At 46.4% G+C, this 22,014-nt stretch carries 10 protein-coding genes; all 10 read right to left on the bottom strand.

The genetic code is table 11. The features are described from left to right. Window positions 1-137: 137 nt before the first annotated feature. The 10 genes from AC3ARB_RS00810 to AC3ARB_RS00765 all read right to left on the bottom strand — a co-directional run bounded on the left by AC3ARB_RS00810 (window position 138) and on the right by AC3ARB_RS00765 (window position 21,736). Window positions 138-7,124 (bottom strand): glycoside hydrolase domain-containing protein, encoded by a 6,987-nt coding sequence (locus AC3ARB_RS00810; protein ID WP_488320701.1) that lies wholly within the window; start codon window positions 7,122-7,124, stop codon window positions 138-140. Between the two features lie 165 nt (window positions 7,125-7,289). Then, window positions 7,290-8,543 (bottom strand): MATE family efflux transporter, encoded by a 1,254-nt coding sequence (locus AC3ARB_RS00805; protein WP_488320700.1) that lies wholly within the window; start codon window positions 8,541-8,543, stop codon window positions 7,290-7,292. Window positions 8,544-8,577: 34 nt separating this feature from the next. Then, complete coding sequence (locus tag AC3ARB_RS00800; protein WP_488320699.1) at window positions 8,578-9,090, bottom strand: hypothetical protein; 513 nt, start codon at window positions 9,088-9,090, stop codon at window positions 8,578-8,580. 240 nt (window positions 9,091-9,330) lie between these two features. Further along, the gene (gene thrC, locus AC3ARB_RS00795) at window positions 9,331-10,815 is read right to left on the bottom strand and encodes a threonine synthase (protein ID WP_488320698.1); all 1,485 of its coding nucleotides are present in this window, start codon (window positions 10,813-10,815) and stop codon (window positions 9,331-9,333) included. Window positions 10,816-11,017: 202 nt separating this feature from the next. Continuing rightward, window positions 11,018-11,449 (bottom strand): CoA-binding protein, encoded by a 432-nt coding sequence (locus AC3ARB_RS00790; RefSeq protein ID WP_488320697.1) that lies wholly within the window; start codon window positions 11,447-11,449, stop codon window positions 11,018-11,020. A gap of 12 nt (window positions 11,450-11,461) precedes the next feature. After that, on the bottom strand, window positions 11,462-11,881 hold the full coding sequence (locus AC3ARB_RS00785; RefSeq protein WP_488320696.1) for an ASCH domain-containing protein: 420 nt from the start codon (window positions 11,879-11,881) through the stop codon (window positions 11,462-11,464). Between the two features lie 119 nt (window positions 11,882-12,000). Beyond that, entirely contained in the window at window positions 12,001-14,637 is a 2,637-nt protein-coding gene (gene polA / locus AC3ARB_RS00780; RefSeq protein ID WP_488320695.1) for a DNA polymerase I, read from the bottom strand. A 352-nt stretch (window positions 14,638-14,989) separates the two neighbouring features. Then, on the bottom strand, window positions 14,990-17,566 hold the full coding sequence (locus AC3ARB_RS00775) for a TrlF family AAA-like ATPase (RefSeq protein WP_488320694.1): 2,577 nt from the start codon (window positions 17,564-17,566) through the stop codon (window positions 14,990-14,992). A gap of 16 nt (window positions 17,567-17,582) precedes the next feature. Continuing rightward, window positions 17,583-19,592, bottom strand: a complete 2,010-nt coding sequence (locus AC3ARB_RS00770; RefSeq protein WP_488320693.1) for an AlwI family type II restriction endonuclease — start codon at window positions 19,590-19,592, stop codon at window positions 17,583-17,585. Continuing rightward, a complete protein-coding gene (locus AC3ARB_RS00765; RefSeq protein WP_488320692.1) occupies window positions 19,592-21,736 on the bottom strand; it encodes a Dam family site-specific DNA-(adenine-N6)-methyltransferase in 2,145 nt (714 codons plus the stop codon). Before AC3ARB_RS00765 ends, AC3ARB_RS00770 begins: the two co-directional genes overlap by 1 nt. Window positions 21,737-22,014 lie beyond the last annotated feature (278 nt).

Raw genomic sequence — 22,014 nt, 5'->3', positions numbered from 1 at the left:
ACGTGACAAAGAGTGAGCCCAAACTAGCCCGTCAGGTGAAGACTGGTTCTAAGACCATTATAGCAAAAATCCACCAAGACCACTAAAAACGCATGCGGCAATGCCACATGCGTTGTACATGAACCTCTCAAATCAGGTTAGCTCTTATCATCGGATAGCTTCTTTTTGGAGGCATAGACCAGACCCAGGCCAGCCATCAAGCTGAGACTACCTGCTGCATAGACGAAGACTGAATCCCCATCACCAGTAGCTGGCAGACTAGTTTGAGCAGCTGAAGCTGGCTGAGCTGTCGCAACTGGAGTTGCTGTTGCAACCGAGGCGACTGGAGCCACTGGGGCGACTGAGCCTGCTCCTGTTGCGGTTGTTTGAACAGCAACATCTCCCTTGGCCAACTCGCCTTGCTCACCACCTTTACGGTAGGCCACACCATAGTAGCTGAAGTGGGTCACTTCAACCGCCACATGATTCGCATCGATTTGGGTAAATGGCAGAGCTTCTGACAGGCCGGTCGGAGCAATGTAGTAAACCCCTTCTACCTGTCCTCTGACAGGCAAGATAACCTGGGCAGACGACGTAATCTGTTGTCTTTGACCTGCTGTGTCCACAAAGTAAATGTCATACAAATCAAGTTCCAAATCAGCCAAGCGATGGTCCAAGGTCACCTCAGGTTTCTCCTTAGGATGAACAATCAGATGTAAACCTTTCGTCCTATCGTCGCCAGACAACAGCACCTGGATTCCAGTTGCTTGATCTCGGTAGAGACCCGTACCAGCTGGGGTTACAGGCTCACCCTGAGATACTGGCTCAGTGATTGCCGATGTCTCTGGTTGAACGTCAGGAACAACTGGCACTGGAACCTCTGTGCCAACCTGATGACCAGGTACTGGTGTTGAAACCTGGTCTACAACCGCTCCTGGCTGAACTGTTGCTGTTTCGGTGATTGGAACTGTTACTGGTTTATCACTCTCTCCTGTTCCTGAAACAGGTTTTGGTTGGTCAGTTGCTGTCCCTGGTTTTTCTCCAACTTCTGGTTGGGTTCCTGCTTGCTCACTTGTCGTTAAGGCAGCCACTTGGTCCTGCAACTGATTGAGACGGGCGGTTAAGCTGGCCAAATCAGTTGTCGCCTTGGTCAGGCGGTCTGCCGTCTGGCTGTGAGCTGCCTGCTCAGCATCTCGTTGAGCCTCAGCTGCTTTCAAGGCTGCCTGCAGGTCTGTTCGTTGTTTGTCAACTTCCTGAACCTTCTCCAAAGACTGAGCCAGTTGACGCTCAAGGTCAGCCTTATCTGTCTCCAACTTGGTCAAGGCAGAGGCTGTCGCTTCCTTAGCCGCCTGAGCTTGGGACAGCGCGGTTTCCAGCTCAGCCAAGCGAGTTTTCAGTTTGGCACTATCGGCCAACTCAGGCTTGTCTGCCAAGGCTTGCTCCAAGGCCACTTTTTCAGCTGCCAAGCCAGCGTAGGCAATCTGGAGCTGACTGAGCTCTCTTTCCAAGCGGGTCTTGTCAGCTCGAGCAGTCTCAAGGGCCGTTTGAGCAGCGGTCAGCTGATTGAGAAGACCGGAAGAATCCCCACCCAAGGTTGCTAATTGAGCCGTCAAGGCCTCAATGCGTTCCTGGGCACTGGTCAAGGCGGCGGTCAGACTGGTCTTATCGCCTTGCAAGCCAGTCACCTGGCCTCTAGCACCAGCCAGGTCTTGGGTTAAGGTGCTGTTGGCTGTTCGTAAATTAGCCAGTTCAGTTTCCAAACGAGCTTTCTCTGTTCGAGCAGCTTCAAGAGCTGTTTGAGCAGCCGTCAATTGTCCCTGAGTAGCAGTTGACTGGCCACTAAGCGTTGCCAACTGGCTGGTCAAACGATCAATCTGATCCTGAGCAGCAGTCAAGGCAGCGGCCAGACTGGTCTTGTCACCTGTCAGGCCAGTCACTTGTCCGTTAGCGGTGGTCAAGCGGTTAGTCAGGTCTTGATTGGCAGTGTTCAATCGGTTCAAGTCAGTTTCTAGTCGAGCTTTATCCGATTGAGCGGCTTCCAAGGCTTTTTGAGCATCCTGCAAGAGTTTTTTCAGGCGAGCCTCCTCAGTTGCTCGAGCAAGTGCCTCCTCTTCCAAGCGTTGCTTGTCTCTCAGAGCCTGATCACGCTCAGCCTGGGCTTGACGCAAGCGGTCAAACAGCTGGTCATCTGTTTGTGTGCTCTGCGATTTCACCAAAAGATCAGGGGCAGTCGCCAGACTGGCCACGGCTCGGTCAATCTCAATCTGTTGGGTCGTGCGGCTATCGTGGATAGCACGGGCAGCCGACACTCGGTTTCTAAAGGCCTGATAGCTTTCTGGAGTGTACTCCGCCCCTGTCACCTGCTCAAGCGGGGTAAGAGCTTCATTGAGGGCTGATTTATTCACCCGACCCAGAGCCTGGTCAATCTGACCCAGTTTGAACTTGGCCTGCTTGATGTAGCTCAAGTCGGTCGTTACACCTTTCTTCCAGTTGAGGGAGAATTCCTTGTCAAAGTGGCCGTAGGAGTTGAGGATAAAGGTGCCATCTTTCTGAACGGTCACACCAGCATAACCCGTGTCACCCGACTTGGCGTTTTGAGCCCAGTCTTCAGCCAAGAGAATGCGATACTCACCCTCATTCTGCTTCATCAGGTCGTCATAAGTGCCAACCCAGGCTACCCATTCACCGGCCATCCAGTCGTTGTTCTCAATCCGACCGTTGTTGTTGTGGTCCAGAATGATTTCACGGAAGGTCACCAAGAGACGACCGCTGATTGGGTCATAGGCCACCTTATGCCGTTCCCCTTGGAGGGCCCCTTGCATGTCCTCTGGACGGGTCCAGGTCTTACCTTCGTCATCGGAATAGAACATGACTGACTTGTGGTGGTGGGACTGTGAGCGGCCCAGGGCCACCAAACGGTTGCCGTCTGGGGAACGGAAGACACCCAACTCACAAATCTGGTAAAGCTGTTCAATGTCACGGTGCTCAGGAATCAATTTCTCTGGCGCACTCCATTGCTCTTGACCATTTTCATCAAAGGTCAGGTAGGTCTTGTAGTTGACAAAGCTGGAGTCGATGTAGAAGCCCATCCACTTGTCGATGAACTGACCAGCATCGTCCTTGAGCTGCACCAGACTAGACATAGCCACGATAGACCAGTTTTTCTGACCATCTGGGAAAGTCGGCTGGTGGAGTTTGTACTCAGACCAGGTTTCACCATTATCAGTTGACAGGGAGGTCTGCCAGCCACCGTTCTGGTTGCCATGCCAATTTGGCATACCGGTAATCATGATCAGCTTCTGACTGCCGTCGGTCTTGTTCAATTTATAAAGGGTTGGGGTTTCCCATGACGCAGCCCAAGACGACGGAATATCCGTTTTCTCTGTCCAGGTTTCACCGCCATCACGACTGACCTTCATGACCAGAGGACCACGACCATGACCAACTGGGTAAGCTGTAATCAGGGTCTTGTCATCATTCAAGAGAATCATGTCCGGGTGAGCCAGGTACTGACGGCTGGTTCCAGGTGATTTCTCGATGTCAGACAGGTTTTCTTCTGGCATCTTGTAAACAGGGAGGTCGTGTTGAATTTTCAGGCGTTTGGCCACACGGATTGGGATTTCCTTGCGGTAGCCACCGGCAGCATTTTCCACCACCAGACGGGTTTCCCCCTTGGCCAGGGCGGTCACTCGGCCAGTGGCATCAACACTGGCAATAGCTGGGTTGGCCACCTTAAAGGTCACGGTTTGGTCAGCCAGGTCTGAAATCAATTCCACATCAACCTGGACAGCTTCTTCTCCGATGTAAAGGTTAATCTCATCCAGAGATAGGTTGAGGCCTTTGGTCGGCGTCAGCCCAGCCACTTCGCTGGCTGTCAGGGCACGATTATAGATTTTTACCTCATCCACCAGACCTGCGAAGCCATCACCCCCGAGAACATCCAGAGGGGCCACAAAATCGTGGGTCTTGGTCCAGGCGTTGGTCTGCACCAGACGACCGTTAACATAGAGGCTGAGACCCTCGGTCGAGCTATTGGTCCAGGTGTAGTGAACCCACTCGTTTTTCGGAGCGGTGTGCTGGAAGGTCAACCAGTCGCCAGCCCTTCTGCTGACATGAATCCCTGCTTTGCCATTGCCTTCGGATAGGCGAAGGGCCAAAGAACGATTCCCGTCCTGGCTGGTGAAGACCGTCTGACGACCGTTGCCCTCAGATTGGTTGTTGACCCAGTAGCCGACAGACCAGTCGTGGTTGAGGTCAGGTAGGGCAGCGAAGGTCAGTTTCTGGCCTGCGGCCAATTGCAGAGCTTGACCTGAGCGTCCTTCAACTAGGCTGCCACCGGTTGCTTGACCGTGGCGGTTGCCCCAGCTGTCGCGACCCAATTCCTGCGGGTTGTCAAAGTTATAGTAGGCCACTTGAGCAGCAGTAGCAATCTGAGGCCGTTGAACAACCAGTTCCAGCTGCGAGGTCTTGCTTGGGTCAGCCTGAGAGGTTGCGGTGATGACCACACGACCAGGTCTGAGACCAGTGACCACACCCTTGTCTGACACACTCGCCACATTAGAGTTGCTGCTGGTCCAGGTCACCAGAGGGTTGAGGGCGGTGGCTGGCTGAACAGTGGCGGTCAGCTGTCGTGTTGCCCCAAGGCTGAGTGGGCTAGTTTCAGCTGCTGAGATGGTCAAAGACGTCACCTCACGGCTACCTGTCGCCTTCAACCGCAGGTATTCCTGGGTCAGGTCGTTGATTTTGTTCTTAACGACAGCCATGTCCTGAGCCAGGGCAGCCTTGCCTTCAGGCGTCAAATAATGACCAGAGGTTGGGTAACTTGGCTTAATGGTTGCTAGAAGCTCATCAATTTTCGCTCCCAGGGCAGGAACTTCCCGACGCATGACGATGAGCTTGTTGACGTCACGCACCCCTTCTGCCATTTTTTCCAGACGGAGGCTGGATTTGGAGACCGGATTGGCAGCTGTCCGCTCATCTGGGAAGATTAGGAAGGTGTCACCAGCCTCAAAGGCATTGTGAGTTGTGTCCACCAGAGGGTTTTCCACCCAAGAATCATAGGCCCAACGCAGGTAGCCTTGACCACCCACTGCATAGGCGTACATCATGGTCCAGTAGCTCTCACCAGGGGCACTCAGAGAGTAGCTGCCTGGCTTGTCACCAGTTGCGGTGTAAATGGTCGTCCGCAGACCAGCCTTGGCCCGATCCTGACGTAGAACTTCAAACTCCGCAGGGTGGGCCTTGACCGCATTGGCACCAACGTTGAGGTCAGTTACCCGACGCGCCAAATCCGGCTTGTTAACAAAGCCGTCCATGGCTCCTGCCGTCCTAAACGGCCGACCATCAATGCCCAGAACGTCGTCAACCAAATCAAAAGTCCGCTTGTCAAAGCCTCGCTCATCAATACCGATATAAATCTTATCTCGCCAGCCCATGCGTTCCGAATGACGCATAAAGTTTTCAAGGAAGGCCCTCAGAGTCGTGTTATACTCCTCGTTACCAACCGTGTAGCGAACCCGTTTCTTGGTGCCACTAGCCTCGTCAAAATAACGGAATTCATTGGTCCAAGGGGCAATACCATAGGCCACAATCTTATCGCCCAGCCCCAAGGACTGGTTGAACTCAACCCACTTATTCAGTTTGGTGTAGTCAAAGGTAAAAGTGCCATCAGCTTTCTTGGTCCACTCGACCATGGACGGGAACTTAACCTCCCCTTTACCATAAGTCTGACCTGCCCAGGCCTCTTCCACAACCGTGGTTGTCACCGCATGGCCACCCAGGGCCTTGTATTTCTCCATGTGAGGCCGCAAAATCTCAAAGTGACGCTCTGAAAGTGGCTCGACACCATAGTAATCGGCCACGGCAAAGGGATTCTGCCAAAGCTCGATGTCAAAGCCATCCTTAAAGTTAACTGCATCAGGCAGGCTGGCATCCGCCACGTCGAGGGTATAAGGTAATACCAGAGGAGTGTCCAAGTTGTCTGCCAGGACACGGATGGTTCCTGTATAGCGACCTGCCACTGCTGTTCCTGGCACCTTGATGTTGAGCCAGACATTCTGCAACTTGTTGGCATCAATGGCCACAGGGTCTGAGCCATAGAGAACCTCAGTCGCCTCTTGCCTGTTGCCTTGAGGAATCGGGCGATTAGGGTCACCGTAGCCAGGCATGCCCGTATGGGCTTGAACTGATTTGATAAAGTGAGCAGTGATGTTGTCCTTGCTAATCCGTTGGTCACCACTGACAAAATCGCTAAGCTCCACACGAACATTGGTCAGGGCACGGTTGCCTGTCTTTAGGGAAATCTGCGACACCACCTGGTCGTTTTTCCAACCAGTTAAGTTGCCCTGGGCCACCACAGGCAGGTTGGCATAGCTGGTTTGTGGGTACTGGAGGTTGCTGTCCACAACGCCCCCTGTCAAATGCACCCCTTGGGTGGCCTGGCTGGCTGATGGGCGAACTAATCTTGCCTGAGCCAGAGTCAAGCGATTGGTCAGCTCAGCTAGGGTCTCTGGGCTGGTGCTTGGTGCGGCTAGAAGGGTCTTGGCCTCTGCCAGTAAGGCTGTTAGCGGTGCTCTGCTATTTTCCGTAAAGACTGACAGGTCTTGAGCTTCAAGGTTGGCCACCAAGTCCTGAAGGTTCTGGGACTCAACTGGGGCACTCGGGGTTTTTGGGGTTGAAGGGGCTGGAGCTGCTTGGGCAGTCTCATCAGTTCTGACGGCTTCGGTACTAGGTGCTGGGTCAGCAACAAGAAACGTCTCGCTTGGGGACGCCTGAAGAGTTTTTGGCTGTTTGGACTGCAAGACTGCAACTGCATCGTAAAGGGTTTGTAGGGCTTGACCCACCTCTTCTTGGCTGGCGGTAGCCTGGCTAGTCAGCTGGCGAGCTTGGGTCAGGGCGGCAAGCACAGGGGCTGTGTCGGCCTCCTCGTAGCGGTCAGCTACACTAGAAAGCCAAGTTTCCAGCTGGTTGAGTGCCTCCGTTAGCTGGGAGACGCCTTGAGTGGTCACCCCACTGCTGTCCCCTGTTTCCTGAGCCGAAACGCCGACTGGATTTGCAAAAAGAACTGCTCCGACTAAGACAGAGCAGACACCAACGGAAAATTTCCTAATAGAAAACCGTTGCTGTTTTGACCAGGGTTGGTTCATGTCTTTTCTCCTTTGGAAAGCGTTTTCTGATTTGTCAAGTAGATTATATAATATCATGTTCGTTTTGTCAATTTACTTTCGAATATTTTTGTTTCTCTCTTCAAAAAAAAAAAAAAAACGAACATAAATCAAATTAAGTTCGTTTTATCTCCTAAAACTCGTACCTTATTGGTTCTGGTGGCAATAGGTTCGGTACTGCCAAAAGAGAACCGCCGTCCGAAAGGCATTGTCCAAGGCGATGGCCACATAAACTCCCAGAAGTCCCATAAACTGAGCTAGGAGATAACTACCCAAAACCCGCCCCAACCACATGCCAATCGTTGTGGCGTAGAGGGGACGTTTGGGCTGGCCCAAGCCTTGCCAGGTAGCTGTCAAAATCAGACTACCTGCCGTCACAGGATTGTCAAAAAGGGAGGTCATGATTACTAACTTGGCCAGGTGAGCCACCGCCCCGTCGGTCGTGAACTGGGGCAGGAGCTGGTCAGACAGGAGAAAGACCGTGCCACTGACCAGCCACATGAGCAGAAGAGCTAGACCATAGAGCTGACCAACTAACCTTCGCTGAGCCACCAGGTCCTCTTCCTGAGCCACTAAAATCACCCCAGCCGTGGCCATGGCCAGGCCAGGCATATAGTTGAACTGGGCTAGGGTTTCTCCCAGAGCTTGGCCGGCCAGGGCGGTCGTGCCGAGACCGACAACCACAACCGTCACCACCAGGCTCCCGGCTCGCATCATGAGACGCTCGCCAATCAGGGGGAGGCTAAAACTGACCACACCCTTGTCTAAACGGACATAGGCTGATAACTGATGAGGCTTGTCCGCCAAGATTGCCCAGAGCAAACCACAACCTAGAAATCTGGCCAAGACCGTACCCAGAGCGACTCCCGTCACCCCCCAACCAAGGCCAAAGAGAAAAAGGGCGGATAAGAGCAAATTGGCCAGACTGCTGATCACATTGACCACCAGAGGAGCCCGACTCCGCCCCTGAACCCGAACCAGGCTACTGAGCACGGTCATGAGGGCAAAGAGGAGGGAACTGCCTCCAACCCAGATAAAATAGGTCAGGGCAGCTGTTTTAACCTGATCCGTCAGCCCCATCCCGTCAAACAGAATATCACCAAAGAGGAGGGCTAGGCCACTCAAAACCAGGCTGACCAAGACGGTCAAGCCAATACTGCCAGCTAAGAGTTGCTGGATTTTCTCCCCTTTTTCCTTGGCTAAAAGGCTGGCCGTAGCGGTCGCCAATCCGATAAAAATGGCCTGATAGATGCCCATGAGGTTGTTGGCCACGGACACCCCTGAAATGGCTGCCACACCCAGCTGAGCCACCAGGTAGCTGTCCACCGTTCCCATGGTCGCCTGCAAAACCTGCTCCCCCATAGCTGGCAGGGCCAGGTTCAATATCTTTTTAATGTGCATAATCCTCCTCACAAAAAGAGCCGAATGGCTCTTATCATCGATCCTTGTAAATATCATCCTTGGTGTAGTAAGTCACCTCGATACTGTTGATGAGCTCTTGGTTTTCGGGCAAGTCTAGGTCGCTTGGCTGAACCTGTACCCAACCACCATCAGGGGCTCTCTTCACAATGCCAGGATAAGCTTCAAAATCCATCCAATTATCAACCCTTTGGAGAGAATCATGGAGGTCCGTTCCGAAATAAACAGGATATCGACCATTGATGAGGCCTTCAATATAAAACTGGGGTCCGCCTGGCATGCCCTCATGGTGAGGGTCTTCTGAAATATCAGTAAAGACCAGGGTCTCAATCCCCTCATAATCCGTCAGCAGGGACAAGACCATCAGCTCTTGCTGCCGCTTAATCTGGTCAAGAATCTCTGGCCCTCTAAAGACACGTTTCTCCCCACCGTATCCCCTAACTCTGGCTATCCGACCTTGAGTCGTCGGATTTTCTTGATAGGCGTGAATGCTTGCTAAGACTAGGACCGCTAGGGCGGCATAAATCACAGTTCCTAGTAACCAACGCTTGCGAAACCAAGGAAAACATAGTAGAGCTAGACCAATCAACGGGGCACCAACTCCCCAAAGCACATAAGGAGTGGTATAGGGATAAAAAGCATTAAAGAAACCGACAATGATAACGCTAAAAGGAAACAAAGCTAATAGGGCTATTAAGCCTCCAATGTTGGTTTTAGGCTGACCTTTTCGCGAAGTAAGAGGCACCATAATCCGAGCTCCTTTTCACACTTACAAGCCCAGATAAGCTTCCACCGCTGCTTGCATGTCCGCAACAGCCACCACCTGGTCGTGGCGGACTGGGGCAGTTTGTAAGCCCTCAACGGCTTTTGGAATGACAACACCTGACAGGTCAGCCAGTTGGTCAACCGCCACAAAATCGTCACCGCTGTCTGCACCCGTCACCGCTGCCACAGCCACCCGTGGGAATTTATAAGGGCTGGCAGTCGAAGCAATCACCGTTGGGGTATCATCACCCGTTCTGGCACGGTAGGCCTGGTAAACGGCCGAAGCCACCGCTGTGTGAGGGTCCTGGATATAGCCTGTCTCCTCATACAAGCGTTTGATGTCGGCAGCTGTTTCAGCCTCAGTTGCAAAACCAGCTTCAAAGAGGGACCAAATCTCCTCCTCATAATCAGTCAGGTCATACTCCCCAACCGTCGCCAAGTTTTCCATCAGAGCCTTGGTCTTGGCTGGGCTATTGCCCACCAAATGGAAAATGAGACGCTCCAAATTAGAGGAAACCAGGATGTCCATGGACGGGCTAGTCGTCACCTTGAAGGCCCGCTTCTTGTCGTAGGTCTTGCTGGCGAAGAAGTCGGTCAGGACCTTGTTGTCGTTGGAGGCACAGATGAGCTTGTGGACCGGCAGGCCAATCTCGCGGGCGTAGTAGGCCGCCAGGATGTTGCCAAAGTTGCCGGTCGGCACCACGATGTTGATCGGCTCACCAGCCGTGATCGCCCCCTCACGCACCAGCTGGGCGTAGGCGTAAACGTAGTAAACGATTTGCGGCACCAGACGGCCGATGTTCATGGAGTTGGCCGATGAGAACTGGTAGCCAGCCGTGGCCAAACGGTCCCGCAGCTGCTCGTCGTTGAACATGCCCTTGACCGCCGTTTGGGCGTCGTCAAAGTTGCCCTCGATGGCGATAACCTTGGTGTTGGCTCCCACCTGAGTGGTCATCTGCAACTCCTGGATTTTGGAGACCCCGTCCTTGGGGTAGAAGACGATGATGTCGGTGCCTGGCACGTCCGCAAAGCCCGCCATGGCCGCCTTGCCCGTGTCGCCCGAGGTCGCCGTCAAAATCACGATTTTCTTGTCCGCCCCCTGCTTTTTAGCCGCCGTGGTCAGCAGGTAGGGCAGGATAGACAGGGCCATGTCCTTGAAGGCGATGGTTGACCCGTGGAAAAGCTCCAGATGGTGCTGATGCCCAAGGGTTTTTAGCGGGGCGATAGCAGAGCTGTCAAACTTGTCATCGTAGGCAGATTGGATACAGTGGTCCAGCTCCTCTGGCGTGAAATCATCTAGAAAAGCTGACAAAATCAGCTTGGCCACCTCTTGGTAGCTAGCGGTTTTGAGCTGGTCCCAGTCCAAGGTCACCTGGGGCAGGTCAGTTGGGGTAAAGAGGCCACCGTCCGTCGCCAAGCCCTGCAAGATGGCTTGACTGGCAGTCACACGGTTATTGGCATCACGGGTTGATTGGTAAATCAGTGTCATAAAAAATCCTTACTAAATCCTATTTCATGTCTTGCAACCATTATACCACAAGTCCCGCCCAGACCATAGGGGGAGAGGTTTTTCTGATGAATTGTCCGCTCAACACTTGTTCGTTTTCAAGAATTTTCTGAAAACGATTGGCGGACCTTCCACAACTGCCCAACGGAAAAAGCCCAGGACACTGTCCCAGGCTCAGTAAACATTAGCCAATCATGTCCAAGTACTCTATCTTGAGACACTTATTCATGACAATCTGGTTGCGACCAGCCGCACGGAGAACTTCTTCGGCCTCCTGGCTCTCCAGACCCAATTGGGCCCAGTAGATGTCCGCATCGGTCTCCAGAAAATCACGGGCCACATCCGCCAAAAACTCGCTGCGGCGGAAAACATTGACCATGTCAATGTGAACAGGAACATCCTGCAAGCGGGCATAGACCGTCTGGCCTAAAATCTGACCACCAGCCAGCTTGGGATTGACAGGGATGATGGTAAAACCAGCCTCCTGCATAAGCTTGCTGACCCGGTAGGCCGCCGTCTCAGTACGGTCAGACAAACCAACCACCGCAATGGTCTTGGTCTGACGGATGTAATCGAAAATCACCTCTTGAGGTGGGTTTTGGAAAGAATAAGTCATCTCTGTTCTCCTTCAGTTTTCTACCACTTTAAAAAATTCCGTAACCACCAAACCGTCCTCTGAAAATTCCAGACCAACCGTTGGTAGGTGCCTTTTCCAAAAGTCACCAAAAATCCGCTGCCAATCAGCAACCGTTCGGTCCCCCTCACCATTGCAGCAGGCGGTTTCTTGGGAAATGGCATTGAAGGGTTCGATAATAATCTTGGTAGTTTCCAGTAAGACTTCCTGAGTAGGGTTGTCAGGATTGTCCACCATAATGGACCGGTCACCGGGCTTGTCCAGCTCATCATCGGAACCATACTCCGCATACCAAGGGCTGGTTGCTGTCTTAATGCCCCGAACAGTCAAGTCATAAAGATCCGCATACTCAGCAGGATGGCCCCAAACGTCTAAGTCTGGGTATTTTTTCTGTAACTCACCGTAGGCTGCCATAGTAGTTCTCCTTGATTTATTGTCTATTATACCAAAATCTGCCTCTGAAATCAAAAGCGGTTTCATAACCTGATAATAAAACAGGCTCCCCAAAGGGAACCTGCTCTTCTTTAACTCATTTACTTCGCCTCATACCAGTTATCACCCCAACTGCTGTCAGCAACCAGAGGAACGGCAAGGTCAAAGGCAGCCTGCATGGTTTCAGAAACCAACTGGCTGACGGCCTCAAGCTCTGCTCTTGGCACTTCCAAGACGATTTCGTCATGGACTTGCAAAAGCATACGAGCCTGGTAGCCGCCCTGGGTCAGGGCCTTGTCCAGTTTGATCATGGCCACCTTGAGAATGTCGGCCGCTGAGCCCTGAATAGGCGAGTTGATGGCCGTCCGTTCCGCAAAGCTCCGCACGTTGAAGTTGCGAGAATGAATATCTGGCAGGGCCCGTCTGCGCTTGAAGAGGGTCTCCACATAGCCTTCTTCTCTGGCCTGTTTGACGATGTCTTCCATGTAGGTCTTGATGCCAGGGAAGCGCTCAAAGTAGCGGTCAATGTAGTCCTTGGCGGCCGCTCGGGTAATGCCCAAGTTATTGGCCAAACCAAAGTCTGAAATCCCGTAAACCACCCCAAAGTTAACCGCCTTGGCGTTGCGGCGGTCGTTGGCCGTCACGTCCTCAGGTTTCTCAATCCCAAAGACCCGCATGGCCGTGGCCGTATGAATGTCCGCCCCGTTTTTGAAGGCCTCAATCAAATGCTCGTCCTTGGAAATGTGGGCCAGCACCCGCAGCTCAATCTGCGAATAGTCCGAAGCCAAAAGCACGCTGTCCTCACCGCTGGGCAGGAAGGCCTTACGAATCAGACGGCCCTGCTCCAGTCGAACAGGAATGTTTTGCAGGTTAGGATCGGTTGAGGATAGGCGACCGGTCTGGGTCAAGTCCTGCACATAACGGGTATGGATTTTCCCATCTTCCAAGATATAATCCTGCAAGCCAATGACATAGGTGGACTGGAGTTTGCTGATTTGGCGGTAGTCCAAAATCTTGGCCACGATTGGGGCTTCGGGTGCCAGTTTTTCCAGGACATCGACAGCCGTCGAGTAGCCCGTTTTGGTCTTCTTGGTCATCCAAGTCGGCAGGCCCAGGGTCTCAAACAGGAGCGTCCCCAACTGCTTGGGCGAGTTGATGTTGAACTCCTGCCCCGCCAGCTCGTAAATCTCCTGGGTCAACTGGTCGATGACCGCTTGGTTCTCCACCTGCATGGCCTCCAGCACCGCCCGCTCCACGCGGATGCCGGCGATTTCCATTTTGGCAAGCACCCCTGCCAGCGGCAACTCCATGTCCGCAAAGAGGCTGGTCTGGCCCTGGGCTTCCAGCCGCTCCCTCAAGGTTTCTTCCGTCGCCACGAGGACTTGCACTTTTCTGGCCAAATGGCTGAGCAGGACCTCCCGTTCAGGCAGGCCACGCTTGACCCCCTTGCCATAGACCTCGGCATCCTCAGCCAGAGGCAGGTCGCTAAAGAGCTTGGCAATGGTTGAGATGTCATTATTATCAACAGTTGAAATCAGGTAGCTAGCCAAACGGCTGTCAAAGGAAGCGTCAGCCAGGTCAAGCCCCTGTCGAGCCAGCAGAACCTTGCCACGTTTGACGTCATAGGTTTTGACGGGCTTGCTCAGAAAATCTCTAAATAAGTCAGACTGAAGCAAACTCGTATCCGTCGTCACATAAATCGCTCGGCTATTGCCCCAAGCCACACCGACCAAGTCCTCCACATGGTAGTTGTCGCCCAGCATCTCGAAGTGGACGAACATGTCGTCGGCGAAGTGATCTGGGGTCAGGGCAGTCACCTCAGTATAGGCAACAGGAGCCGCCTGGGGCTGACTGTCGCCACCCAGCTCCAGCTTGAACTGGCGGAAGTCCATCTGGTCGTAGAAACGGGCCAGGTGGGCAGTGTCCGGCTGACCGAGGATGATGTCGTCCAGGCCGATAGTGATCGGCGAGTCGGTGTTGATGGTCGCCAAGGTCTGGGAGAGGAAGGCCTGGTCTCGGTCGGCAATCAGGTTGTCCTTCATCTTGGAAGCCTTCATCTGGTCGATGTTGGCGTAGATGCCCTCCAAGCTGCCGTGCTCCAGCAGGAGCTTGATGCCCGTCTTTTCACCGATTTTGGTCACTCCAGGGATGTTGTCGGACTTGTCGCCCATGAGGGCCTTGAGGTCGATGAATTGTGCTGGGGTCAGGCCCATCTTCTCCAGCAGGTAGGCTGGGGTAAAGGCCTCAAACTCGGCCACCCCTTTTTTGGAAATCTCGACTGTGGTGTTGGCGTCGGTCAGCTGGATCAAGTCCTTGTCACCGCTGACCACAGTAATCTGGAAGTCCTGGCTGTCCCGCTCGGCCATTTTCGCCAAGGTCCCGATGATGTCGTCAGCCTCGTAGTCGGCTAAGTCGTAGTAGGCAATGCCCCGAGCCTCCAGGAGCTCCCGCAGGTAGGGGAACTGCTCCCGAAACTCGTCAGGGGTCTTGGCCCGACCAGCCTTGTAGTCGGCATACATAGCCGTCCGAAAGGTGGTCTTACCAGCGTCCCAGGCCACCAAAACGTGGGTCGGTTGGACCCGATCCAGCAGGTGGTCCAACATGAGGTGGAAGCCGTAGATGGCGTTGGTGTGAAGGCCGTCCGCGTTGCGGAAGCGATCAATCTGGTTGTAAAGGGCAAAGAAGGCCCGAAAGGCTAGGGAAGAGCCGTCGATTAACAGAAGTTTATTAGTAGTCATGGTTTTATTATAGCATAGCTCAGACAGCAGTCCAAATGCAAAACATATAAAATTACCTATGCCCTACCAAACCATTTTTTGCGTGGTTTGGTTTTTATATTCTAAATATAACCTGTGGTGATAGTAGATTTAGATTGGTAAAAATAGCCTTTACAAACCTTTATAGCTGGGAGTCTTGGGTTGATATAACAACTTGAAAACAAGTTTTGGATGTTTAGTTTTACATTTGAAATAGAGACGTCTCTGCTAAGCCGGTCAATTGAGGTTTCTGTCTGGTTAAATAATGGAAAACAGACTTATTCTACCAACTAGCACTACGGGTAGATATAATTATGTCCAACAAAATAGCCTGCTATTTCCATAAATTATATATTTCAGTACGTCTCTCGAAAGCTTCTTTCCCACCCTCCATTATTTCAACTATTTTTTCTTGAATATCGGGATTATCAATACTACCAGAAACAATCGAAATGGAAGACTCGTCGTAATCCATCGCAAGAACCTGCTCTGAATCACCTAGAACAGGAATATTCGCATTATGAGTCGCAAAAATAAACTGAGCTCTTCCTTTTTGGTTTCTTAATGTCTTAATTACTTCTTCGTATATAACTTTGTTATCTAGGTCATCTTCAGGCTGATCTATTATGATTAAATCATTTTTTGCCTGTGATAGGATAAATAAAACAAGAGCTGAGGAGCGTTGACCTAAAGAAAGTTTGCCCAAAGGTTTATTATGATAGGTTATTTCAATTTTATGGTCAACTGTTTGTTGAACCAACTCTGGATACTGATTAGAAATTTTTTCATCAATAGATTTCATTTTAGATGCACTTAGGTTTATGGTTTGTAATTTTTCATAGTTATTTATTCTATCCAGAATTAAATCATACCAATCTGTAAATATTTTTGCGATATTTTCATATTCAAGATTTGTAACACCACTACCTTTAAAATATTTTTTTAAAGATTGTACAAAGATTTCCTTATTCCCTTTAAAAACAGCAGACAGAGTAAGAAAATCTTGCGAATCATTTATTCTATCTATTTCAGACAAATATGAGTTAAACTCTTTACGTAAAAGTTCATTCCTTTTGCTACTCAATGAATTTAATTCTAATTTAATACCACTTAGATTCCCCTCTTTTTCATCAATCTTTTTAAGTTTATCATCCAATTCTGATTCTCGTTTTTTGAAACTGATATAATCATCCGCCTTTAACGTCCCTAGTTTTAGACTTCTTCTAATATTGGCGAATTCTTCCTCAAAAGAAGAAACAAAGCTATGAAATTCGCTCTCCTCATTTTTAATTTTATTAGTAATTTGATCTATGTCACTTAGGAGATTACTTATGCTATCAGTTTTCTCTTTGATTGATTTAAAATAACCGTTAACTATATCAAAATACTTCTTTGTGTCAGGAGAAATATTGTCTAAGTCATCAAAATGTTGCACATAATCATTTAGGGTCTTCCCTATCTTCTCTCGCCCTTCATTTATTTCACTTAATCTATTAGACAAAATTTCGGAATCTTTTTTGAAAGAAAGTTGCTTCTCTAATTTATTGGAGATTTGATTATCATCAAAAATTTTTAGATTATGTTTGACATCCCGTAGGCTAGTTTTTAATTCTTCTCTTTTTTCGATATCATTTTCTATTAAGATAAATTCTTTAAATTTATTTTGAAAATCTCTAGAAATAGAGTCTAACTTATTCTCTATATCACTGTTATCTTTTCCTATTACTTTATCCAACAATCGCAACTCAAATCCAGTTTGAGTAGTAGATAAGTCTTTTTGTCCAAAATACAACGGATTTAAAATAATAGAAGAGGGTTGAGCTCCAGAAAGCTTACCGTCTTGATATATATACGTATTCTCATTCAATATACGAGTTATTTCATACCTCTTATTGAATTTATCATAAGCAGTGATTGTTATTTTGCCACCTGACTTTATTATATAATCCAACAATTCTTGTTTATAGACTTTGTCGTTATCTGACAACTCTAGTCCTAATACATACCTAATAGACTCAAGTATACTAGATTTTCCACTCCCCCTAATTCCTACTAAAGTATTTAATTCTGATGAAAGATCGATTTCTTGGCCATCTAATATCCCGCCTTCAAATTTAATCGAATGAATGTAACCGTATTTAATCTCTTCTATATTTTTTGAAATCCTATGCCCAAAATCTTTCAAGGCCACAACCAAAGACTTGAATGAAGCATCTCCTATTTTTATATAGCAAGATTCTCCTTTGCCTATCTCTTCAATGCTTTTACAATCAGACCCTTCAACGTGCGCTATCGAGTATCCCATCCAATTCTCGACTTTCGATAAAGTATCTCGAGTTCTAACCTTTTGAAATGCCAAAACTCTATCCGAAAATTGAGGTTTGCGACTTAGAGACTTAATCAGCCCGCCATCACATTCCTTAAAGAAGCCGCTTTTTTGTTCGACGTGTGCTAATATGACAAAATATTCCTTGTCATATTCATTTAACGCTTCAATTACACCAAACAAATCTTTATTACACCGAGTATTCTCATTTTCTCGATTATCAATCCCTTTAAAAACCTCATCAAGGAATGAATTGATACTTTCTTTTTGCTTGTTTTCAATCCACTGCTTCCTATCGAAAGCAATCAAACAATGAATCCCATTCGCACCTTCTTTAACCGACAACTCCACTCCTGGATAAATAATAATCCCCTCTTTTTTGGCTTTCTTTTCTAGGGCAATAAATTCATTCAAATCAAATTTATTATGGTTAGTAATTATCCCCACTCCAATATTTTCTTCTTTGAGCTTACTAATATAGTCAGATACAAATTGATTTTCCTTATCACTATATTTAAATTCTTTATCTGCTTTGGTATGAAGATGGCAATCGAATCTTAGCCACTGACTTCCGTTACTAAACATAAAATTATCTCCTTGGTTATGCTAATATTTCTTCAACAATACGTTCTCGCCACCCCGTCTCAATGCGATGAGGCTCTAATTTATAGTAAGATTCTATTTTGTCAAATACAGTACTAGAATCAATCTCACGCTTTAATATTTCCACAACTTCTGGAATTGTTAAAGCAAAAATATTTAATCCGTTGACAGTACCAGCTATTAGTGTCCCGCCTAGCTGAACAAATGATGTTGCTCTGAAAATATTAACGACATTATTATCCACTTCATTGGCAACAAAAATAGTCTGAGATGGCTTAGTTGTGGATAATGCTAAGTTAACAGAATGACGAATCACAGGCTCTAATTCACCGCGCTTTTGAGTAGACTTATCCATAAGAGTTGCCTCAAGTAAAAGAACTTTATCAGCATATTCAATTTCAATATCTCCTTTATTTCCCGTAGCATGAGAAAGAGGAAGGTTATCCGCTGAAAAAGTCAACTGCATCGATTTACGTAAAGCAAATGCCTTATTTGAAATGTAATACCACGCAATAGCCAAAATATATTCAAATATAGTCGGTACTAATGCATTATCCGTAACTAAATCTTGGACTATCTTATCATCTCTTTTAGAAATTGCCTCTAAAATAGTAATAACTGTTGATACATCAAATTTATTTTCAACAAACTCCCTAAATTCTTCTTCCTGTTTATCTGAAATGACTTTTTGAAGATTAGTTATGTCTGAAATACCAAATTCTTTAGAAATGGAGAATTTTATAGCGGAAACTTGCTCTTCTGAAATATTGAGTAAAGAAGATAGAGAAATATCTCTAAAGAATAGCCCATTTTGATTGTTCTCATATTCTTCATAACTATCATCACCTGATAGAGCAAAATTCTCACCAGCCATCTTGATAATTTTGGGTATTAACCACGGTTGTCCTAAAGAAGCGATCCCTTTGTCAAATTTAATGACACCAGATAATGAGAAAATTCGTCGGCACATGTCGCTATATTCTTTAATCAAATCATTATGCTTAGACCAAGCAAAACTTAGGTAAATATCGAAGTACTTACCTGACAACAGCATATTTTCAGCATTTCTCTCTATAAACTCTATAACAGTATCATTCTTTTTAAATTCAAAAATAGCCTTTCCGCCACCAAAAGCTTTTTTGATTGCGTCTTCTTTCGCACTGTTGAGTAGTCTCTCAAACGAATCTTTTGTTTGAGTTTCTAAAAACTCGATTAAAGTAAGGACAAAATTTTTATATCTTAGACTAGTCTCGCTATTTTTTCGATTCGGGAACAATCGTTTAAAATTATCATCTGAAAAATCACGTTTTTCAAACATAAGATGTGCTTCTGCAACTCGATTCGTAAGCAAGATATAATCCGAAAATTCTTCATCACGGTAGGCTTCAAATATTGTTTGATTCCGATATACTTTTGCATAATTATCTATCAGTGTTTGAATCTTTTCTTTTGAAAACGATGGTTTTATACTTTCTAGTATCCATAGAAAATCCTTGATAGGAATACTTTCGTACCTAGTTAGAAGAACTAAAGCAATACGAAAAGGATAAATAAACTGGTCTGTACGACTATCATATACACGAAGCTTTAATAACTGCCGAAGATAAATAATATTGTCATCTGTTAAACCAAATAATTTTTCAAGTTCATCAAACACGACACATTTTGAGATATAGTTTTTACCAACAGGAGTTAGTTGTCTCTTGCTGTCTACGAAGCCTAACTTCACTAAAGCATTAGTAAGGGTTCGTCCTCTCTTATCTAAACCTGTGGTTTCATTACGGTTCAAACTACCAAATAAACTCAATCCCTCTTCTTTCTCAATACGTTCGAATTCAGAAATAGTCGTCCTATAAAATAACTCTTGACTAATATTACTCCACTCTTTGTTATCTTGGTTATGGCGATGTAGAACCTTTAAAATTTGTTTATAAATTGGGATAATTTCCTTTACACGAATGCTAGTATCTCCCATATTGAAAATACTGGTCTGCTCTTTTAATTTCATTATTCACCTTCCGAATCGTAGTTAGTTACTAAAACCTCTACTGTATTACTCATCCTTGCTTTAGATTGATAGTTGCTATTATTGTAATGATAATCTAAAACATACAAATTGTACTTAGAAGCCCATCTTATTAAATGAGTATTCTCTTTGCCGTTATGAATGACCACATTTGATAAGGCAAATTTTGCTCCTTTTTGATGAACTTTATCTAAATAAGCAAATAAATCCAAATCATCCTGAGGTGACCAAGCTCCGTTTTCGTTATAAGATGCAGTTGTAATGCTATAAGGTGGATCTGCATAAATGAAATCGCCGCTTTTCACATCATTAATTGTTTGTCGGAAATCCTTGTTTTGAAGTGTAAACGAGTATTTTACTAACAAGGCATGGAATTCTTTCAATTTTTGTTCCATACTATAGTTAAAATCTCTTTTTCCAACAGGAAGATTGTACTCTCCATTGCTATTGAAACGAATCTGATTATTAAACCCGAATACAACTAAGAGGTAAAAAAGCACCTGATTATCAAACTTGGTCTGCTTTTTCTGATTATAGTCTGTACGTAAAGTCAAAAATTTTTCTTTATTATATTGTCCTAAACCAGATGAACTATCCATACCATAGTGTGCGTAACCATGCAATTTTGTATTTGATAAACCGTAATATGTAATTGCCCGTTCGACTTTTTCGATAAAAGCATCAACATCTTCAACATTAGTAAGATAACGATAAAAATCTATAACCGTTGAATCAATATCATTGATCACATAAGATTTTGTATTGTCTTTATTTGTTTGTGCGAGATTTAGAGCAACAGTTGCTCCACCAGCAAATAAATCAAAAAATTTACCGTATGTTTTCGGGAACAAGGGCAACAGTTGTGGTAATAGTTTATATTTTCCGCCTGTGTAATTTAAGGCGCTTTTGTAAAATTTAGGCGCTTTTTCTTGTTTTATCTCGCAAAGATAGAGCAGCTCTTTATGGTCGCTAATCTTTGATTTCCCTGTCGTAAAAGGTGAAAATGCTGTCTCAAAAATAGTTACTTTACCTCTTTTTTCAAGACTTTGAACAATCTCCTCATTAGAAATTTTAGCATTTGAGCGAGAATTTCCTTTTTTATTCATGTTGTTATAGCTGACCAAAATATATTTAGCTTTTATATTTTGGATAAGATCATCAAAAGCTTGTGGAGCTTTGCTCTTCGTATAATCTGAGCCTTTTTCAGACCTATTCACTGCTTTTTTAGTAACCCCTTCAACCTCTGGCTTTTTCCACTCTGCAATATTCTCTAAAATATGGTAAGCGTTTTCATAACCTCTAGAGTTATATGGTGTATCAATATAAACCAAGTCTGCGTAAATGTCTCTAACTAACTGGTTAGCATCCTTGTTATAAATACTATTACCAATATTTTTATAATATTCTGGAACTTTTAGAAAAATTGGATTATGGGAATCCATGTTTTGCCGAAAGGCATCATAATGACCAACAGTATTAGCAATTTTATCCATTGCGTATAGAAGGCTAGTTAAAATAAGGCAATACTCTCGATAATTTAAATCATTATAACTATCAATTTTTTCACGAATAGCATCAATTTTCTTAGCATTCTCCATTGAGAAATAGCTATTTCCAAAATTTTGACTAACGTAACCTTTTTTGGGTTTTAGGTTATTTAATTCATCAATAATATATTCAATTTTAATCATATCTGCCTCTTCGTTTCCAAACCAGGCATTGAAAGAAATAAAATTGCTATACAGAATATCATTAACAATTACCTTTTTACCTTGTTCTCGAAAAAGGTTTGCGACAACTCCTGTACCTCCAAAAATATCTGCTACAGTCTCAAATTCTGATATATTTTCGGATACAACTCTACTGATGAAATCAAGCATTTTTTGCTTACTACCAAGGTAACGACGGTTACCAATTTTTAACTTTTCCTGACGTTTACTGATGAGATAGTTTGCAGGCTGCTCTTCGGAAATCATAGCAATAATTTCTTTTTCATTTTCTTCTGTCCATATATAGGCTGAACGCTCATTTTTTTGAGGTTTTGTGATTTTACCATCATTAAACCAGTTATATAAACTCTGGCGTGATATTTGATACTTTTCAATAATTTCTTGTGTTTTTAACATTTAGGCATCTCACTCCTTTTACAGTAATAGTATACCACAAAGATGTTTAAAAACCAAAGGACAGCTTATTTAATTATTCTATTAACTCTTTCGCCCAAGAGAGTTATCCTCTGAGAGCAATAACCTAACTCGAAAGGAGATGTTAGGGAAAAATTAAAGCAACCACCCTTTGCTGATTTAAACAGTGCTGAACGGGCTCTCGATAGCTACCGTCAAGTCTATCTCGAACTGGAAGCTGGCGATCGAATCAAGCTCCCCCGCTTCAATAATTTCGAGGG

This window comes from Streptococcus sp. ZY171113 (assembly GCF_057748235.1).
The sequence above is the reverse complement of the archived record's forward strand: the minus strand, read 5'-3'. Positions and strand labels throughout refer to the sequence as shown.

What these genes read in the sequence shown, in the direction of transcription:
- AC3ARB_RS00810 (WP_488320701.1), bottom strand. Translation starts at nt 7,124, where the DNA reads ATGAACCAACCCTGGTCAAAACAGCAACGGTTTTCTATTAGGAAATTT.
- AC3ARB_RS00805 (WP_488320700.1), bottom strand. Translation starts at nt 8,543, where the DNA reads ATGCACATTAAAAAGATATTGAACCTGGCCCTGCCAGCTATGGGGGAG.
- thrC (WP_488320698.1), bottom strand. Translation starts at nt 10,815, where the DNA reads ATGACACTGATTTACCAATCAACCCGTGATGCCAATAACCGTGTGACT.
- AC3ARB_RS00790 (WP_488320697.1), bottom strand. Translation starts at nt 11,449, where the DNA reads ATGACTTATTCTTTCCAAAACCCACCTCAAGAGGTGATTTTCGATTAC.
- AC3ARB_RS00785 (WP_488320696.1), bottom strand. Translation starts at nt 11,881, where the DNA reads ATGGCAGCCTACGGTGAGTTACAGAAAAAATACCCAGACTTAGACGTT.
- polA (WP_488320695.1), bottom strand. Translation starts at nt 14,637, where the DNA reads ATGACTACTAATAAACTTCTGTTAATCGACGGCTCTTCCCTAGCCTTT.
- AC3ARB_RS00775 (WP_488320694.1), bottom strand. Translation starts at nt 17,566, where the DNA reads ATGTTTAGTAACGGAAGTCAGTGGCTAAGATTCGATTGCCATCTTCAT.
- AC3ARB_RS00770 (WP_488320693.1), bottom strand. Translation starts at nt 19,592, where the DNA reads ATGAAATTAAAAGAGCAGACCAGTATTTTCAATATGGGAGATACTAGC.
- AC3ARB_RS00765 (WP_488320692.1), bottom strand. Translation starts at nt 21,736, where the DNA reads ATGTTAAAAACACAAGAAATTATTGAAAAGTATCAAATATCACGCCAG.